6 protein-coding genes are annotated in these 4,933 nt (G+C 48.9%); all 6 read left to right on the top strand.

All coding sequences use genetic code 11. The features are described 5' to 3' along the window. Positions 1 to 884 (top strand): right-handed parallel beta-helix repeat-containing protein (locus OXG87_04210; protein MCY3868736.1); only part of this gene is annotated, 884 nt, incomplete at its 5' end. Between the two features lie 170 nt (positions 885 to 1,054). Then, on the top strand, positions 1,055 to 1,444 hold the full coding sequence (locus OXG87_04205) for a hypothetical protein (protein ID MCY3868735.1): 390 nt from the start codon (positions 1,055 to 1,057) through the stop codon (positions 1,442 to 1,444). A gap of 198 nt (positions 1,445 to 1,642) precedes the next feature. After that, the gene (locus OXG87_04200; GenBank protein ID MCY3868734.1) at positions 1,643 to 2,218 is read left to right on the top strand and encodes a BrxE family protein; all 576 of its coding nucleotides are present in this window, start codon (positions 1,643 to 1,645) and stop codon (positions 2,216 to 2,218) included. Further along, a complete protein-coding gene (locus OXG87_04195; protein MCY3868733.1) occupies positions 2,215 to 3,003 on the top strand; it encodes a DUF1819 family protein in 789 nt (262 codons plus the stop codon). Before OXG87_04200 ends, OXG87_04195 begins: the two co-directional genes overlap by 4 nt. Further along, positions 3,000 to 3,578: a DUF1788 domain-containing protein gene (locus OXG87_04190; protein ID MCY3868732.1), complete on the top strand. Its 579-nt coding sequence runs from the start codon at positions 3,000 to 3,002 to the stop codon at positions 3,576 to 3,578. Before OXG87_04195 ends, OXG87_04190 begins: the two co-directional genes overlap by 4 nt. 10 nt (positions 3,579 to 3,588) lie before the next feature. Next, a partial coding sequence (gene brxC / locus OXG87_04185) for a BREX system P-loop protein BrxC (protein ID MCY3868731.1) occupies positions 3,589 to 4,933 on the top strand: 1,345 nt, incomplete at its 3' end.

The following is a 4,933-nucleotide window of genomic DNA, read 5'->3' as shown; positions in this document are numbered from 1 at the left end:
TCACAGACGATCAGGGCGGTGGATTTCACACCGCCGTCGGCACCATTCTCTGGCAAAAGGACAACACCTTTGGCGTCAATGTACCTATGGGAGGCGATTATCTCGTCTCTCGCAATGCGCGCGCTGCAACCACCTTCCCGGTCATCAGCGGGTACCACATCGAAAATGCTCGGATCGAAAATCTGACTGTAGATGGCAACCGCAAAAACAACCCGCACCTCAACGGTTGCCGTGGCGCCGGCATATTCCTCTACCGCGGGCACCACACTGTTCTGCAAAACTGCGCGATAAAAAATTATCACGGCGATGGCATCAGCTTCCAGCAGAGCCAGCACGTCACAATCGAAAACTGCACCTGCACGGGCAATACCCACCTGGGCCTGCACCCGGGCAGTGGTAGCCAGCACCCCATCATCCGCAATTGCCGCTCGGAAAACAACGGCCGCATTGGCCTCTTCCTCTGCTGGCGTGTCAAACACGGTGTCTTTGAAAATAACGATCTCATCGGCAATGGCGACACGGGCATCTCCATTGGTCACAAAGACACCGACAATCTGTTTTCCAGCAACCGATCATTGCGCAACGGCTGTGAAGGCATCCTCTTCCGCAACGAATCCGAACCCATGGGCGGGCATCGCAACACCTTTGAGAACAATCAGATCCTCGACAATGGCGACAAAAATAAAGGCTATGGCGTGCGCATCCTGGGCGAAACCCACGACCTCACCTTCACAAATAATCGCATTGGCAATGACGAAACAGCAACACAGCGCATAGGTGTTCACATCGGCGAAAAAGCCGACCGCATACACCTCAACAACAACGACCTGTCGGGCAATCTCGACGCCGAAATCGAAGACACGCGACAAGTCGTTTCTGTATAAATAAAATCCGCAACAACAGATCGTGCACTGCACGAAAAATAAAAGCTTTTTTTTTAGAAATTTGCATATATAGAAGAGGATGGAACAGACCGGCGAAATAAAGATATCTAATGTTGGCGTAATATGCCTATTGCTATCGACATTATTACTAATTCTCAGGAGGGTCTATCATGGGAAAATACGGAGATGCTGCTGTTCAGGCCACAACTCTGATTCGACAAGGCGGATATCACCCATGTGATGCTTGGAAGACTGCTATCAGACGTCAATTTCCTACCCAGAAATCCTCTCGTGAAAAAGGATGTCCGCGTGCAGCATATCTCGGCTTGTGCGAGGCAGGCATAGTCCGTGGCTCGGCCCGAGGTAACTATACGCGCTCTGTACTGAACAAACAGTATGCCATTGAAGCGGTTCGATTGCTTTGTTCAGACCGATCTCTTGCATCTGATAAGAACAGATTATGGAAAAAGGCTTTAAAAGGAGAATATAAAGTCGAGAATGATCAGATGGACGTTGTGTTGACTCTATGGCGGAATTGTTTGATCAAATGTAATACGTAGCAAGCCGCTATCGACAGGGACATAATGGAGGGCCTTCCCGTGGGAAAAATATCAGAAGAGTGCTAATCGTCCTTAAAGAAATGTTTGCGAAATAGATAATCTCACCTGATTAGAATTATTAAATACAAAAGCCCTGCTGTTGTGATGCGGTCGGTTTGAAGCTTGACAATGCTATTTTATTGTAATCTTGGAGCAAAAATGCCTTCATCAAAACCTGATACAGAACTCGAATATCTTCTCAAACTCCGTTTAGTTGTAGCTCGTTTTGGGGAAATGGACTACGCGATGTGGTGGAATACCCAGAGCATGTTGGGCCAATTGGGTAAAATGGCCTTAAGCCGTGGGTTGCCAAAAACACATCTATTTGCCCAAGCCCGAGTTGTTTTCTCTGTAGCACGCAGCCGGTGTGCCGAGGTCTTTGATCCACCTGGCTGCATGACCCTTTGGTATCTGCCTGCAAATATCGAGGATGAGTTCGAAACACAGTGGCAAAGCTGGCTGGACGACATAGACACATGGGTACCATTTTTTGAAGCACTTGAGACAAGGCGAGGGGATGATCTTCTGCAGCTTTTGGAAGAACTGACTCTGGTGTCGTCTACCCAAAGTGAGACCGTTCGCAATCTGCGTCGATCGGCCGAAGGTCGGGCGGTTCAACTCCCTGGCCTGTGTTCCCCTGATGCAGATACTTTTGCGCTCCTGGCTGCGGGTTTCTCAAAAGGTGAACCTGGAAATCCGGTGGTGCCTTATGCACGGTTGGAGCATACAGCGTGATTCCAAAAGAAAAGCAACTAAGAAAATTGTCTACGCGCCTCATCCGAAAAGGGGCACTGATTGAAGATACTTATTCTGCTTTCCAGCATTGGGATTTAGACCGTTCAACAAAAGAGAATCTGCAAGCTATTCGGGACACGAATTCGATTGGCGCCAGTAATGCAGCATGGTTGAAAGAAATCATCGTGACCCTCTCAAGTCGTTTTACACAAGAAGTCAATTTTGAACCTCTGGTGATACTTGCTGAAAAGGGCCTCTATCTGGAAGCCTGGAAGCCGTGTTTGCTCTGGCACATTGGTTCTATTGATACTCTGTATTATGAATTTGCAACGGAATGGTTATTTGAGGAGTATAAAGCGGGCACTTACTTGATGCGTACGGAAGATGTAGTGCCCTTTGTACGTAAAATCACTGATGGGCGCATTGCTTCAGGAAAAAATCTTACCGAATATGGAGCCACACGAGCCGGGCGCGATATGCTCCGAATGGCGAGTGACTTTGGATTGTTATCTGGCTCGACAGTTCGAGAGTTTGTCCCTTACCACTTGCCTGAAGAAAGCTTCCTCTACGTGTTACACGCCATTGCTGAACACGAATCTAATGCTAATCGAATTGTGCAGGCACTTGATTGGCGTCTGTTCTTGATGTATTCTGAGGATGTTGAACGTGAACTCCTCCGTTTGCACCAATTTCGAAAACTCGACTATCAGGTGGCAGGTAGCCTAGCCCAACTCAAACTGCCTTTTGACTCTCTAAAGGCATTTGCACAAGCGTGGACGCCATGAGCGATTGGAAAGACAGACTTACAAAGACGCTTGAGCCCGTATTGCGAACTCCTGATCCGCGGCCTGATATCAGCGCCTATCACGATATGCCTTATGCGATTTTTCGATATCCTCCAGAGGAGGAATTTGCTGTTCGGGCTGAGATATCGATGCTCAAGACCAGACTTGAGCAATCCGGCAAGCGTGTGACTATTATCTCGCTTGCCGAATGTCTGGTTGCCGCGCTGGAAGCCGAAGGCATTGATGCCCCGTCGCTCATTGAAGCAGAAAAATCTGTAGGTTTGGAAGAGACGGTTCACACTGTGCATGAAATTTTAAGCGATTATCAACCTCTGGATGCGCTTGTAGTTGAGAGGATGCCTGAAAATCCAGACCCCTTAAAAGACATCGTGATGATCACTCGTTCAGGAGCGTTGTTTCCAATGTATCGGACCTCTTCATTGCTCGATCAGCTTATGGGCAGCGTTCAACTTCCAAGTGTACTCTTTTATCCAGGTGAATTGGATGGCGCAGCTGGTCTGAAGTTTATGGGTATTCTCGACGCTGAGCACAATTATCGACCCAAGATTTTTTGAAAGGCCCCCCATGCCACAGCTTGTCAAAGATCTCTTTGCCAGCGACATCTATCGCCATATTGAGGAAGTTATCAAAGTCGATCAAACGGATGAGCAGATCATTCGAGATGAGATTGACGAATACTACGCCACCGAGGCCATCCGCAATTACTATGCGGAAATCCTGGAGCGCTATCAGGAAACGCCCAACAAACCCCACGAAGGAGTGGGTATCTGGGTATCGGGATTTTTTGGGTCTGGTAAGTCCAGCTTTGCCAAGATGCTGGGTCTGGCACTGGAAAACCGCACCGTACTCGGCAAAGGAGCAGGAGAATTATTTGGACGGCGCACAGGAGACCCGAGGATTCAGGCGCTTTTGTCCAGCATAACCGAACAGATTCCTACAGACGCTGTCATTTTTGATGTATCAACGGACCGTGGCATCCGCACCGGGAGCCAGACCATCACTGAAATCATGTATCGGCTGTTTCTGCAAAGCTTGGGTTATGCCCGTGATCTGGATCTCTCCGAACTAGAGATTACGCTGGAAGCCGATGGTGAATTAGAGGCATTCAAAGAGAAGTACACTGAGATTTTTGATAAAGATTGGAATGCGGAAAAAGGAAAGGTTGCGTTTGCGCTGCAACAGGCAAGCCGGGTGATGCACGAACGGGATCCAGATACCTTTCCGGAAGTTGATAGCTGGCGTGAATCGGCACGCGGACGGGCCGACATTACACCGGGCCTTTTAGCAGAAAGATGTCAAGAATTGGTCGCACGGAGGCGGCCTGGTAGAAGCCTGGTTTTTGTGATTGATGAAGTCGGACAGTTTGTGTCGCGTGATGTTCAAAAAATGCTTGATCTTCAGGCTGTGGTGCAAAGCCTCGGACGGGTCGGACGGGGTAAGATCTGGCTCATTGTCACTTCTCAGGAGCAGCTTACAGATCTGGTGGGAGGCCTGGATGACAGGCGGGTGGAACTCGCCCGTTTAATGGATCGGTTTCCGCTTCAGGTCCATCTGGAGCCTTCTGATATTTCTGAAGTAACCAGCAAACGCGTGTTGTCTAAAAATGCCGATGCCCAAAAAGCTCTGCGCGAACATTTTTCCCAGCATCGGGGACGCTTAACAGACAATACTCGGCTATCTGCGGATATTCAACTTCCCGAATTGACAACCGAGAATTTCGCCGATCTGTACCCTTTGCTGCCTTATCAGATCGACCTCATCATTCAGGTTGTTTCGGGATTGCGCACACAGGGTGGCGCGGGTAAGCATGTTGGTGGCGCCAATCGAACCATCATCAAGCTAGCGCAGCAATTGCTCATCCATCCAGACGTGCAAATTGCCGAAAAAACCATAGGTGCATTGGCACGTA

This window comes from Gemmatimonadota bacterium (assembly GCA_026706845.1).
Classification (GTDB): domain Bacteria; phylum Latescibacterota; class UBA2968; order UBA2968; family UBA2968; genus VXRD01.
This window is presented reverse-complemented; position numbering and strand designations above follow the sequence as displayed.

Coding starts and splice junctions, on each gene's coding strand:
- OXG87_04205 (MCY3868735.1), top strand. CDS start 1,055: ATGGGAAAATACGGAGATGCTGCTGTTCAGGCCACAACTCTGATTCGA.
- OXG87_04200 (MCY3868734.1), top strand. CDS start 1,643: ATGCCTTCATCAAAACCTGATACAGAACTCGAATATCTTCTCAAACTC.
- OXG87_04190 (MCY3868732.1), top strand. CDS start 3,000: ATGAGCGATTGGAAAGACAGACTTACAAAGACGCTTGAGCCCGTATTG.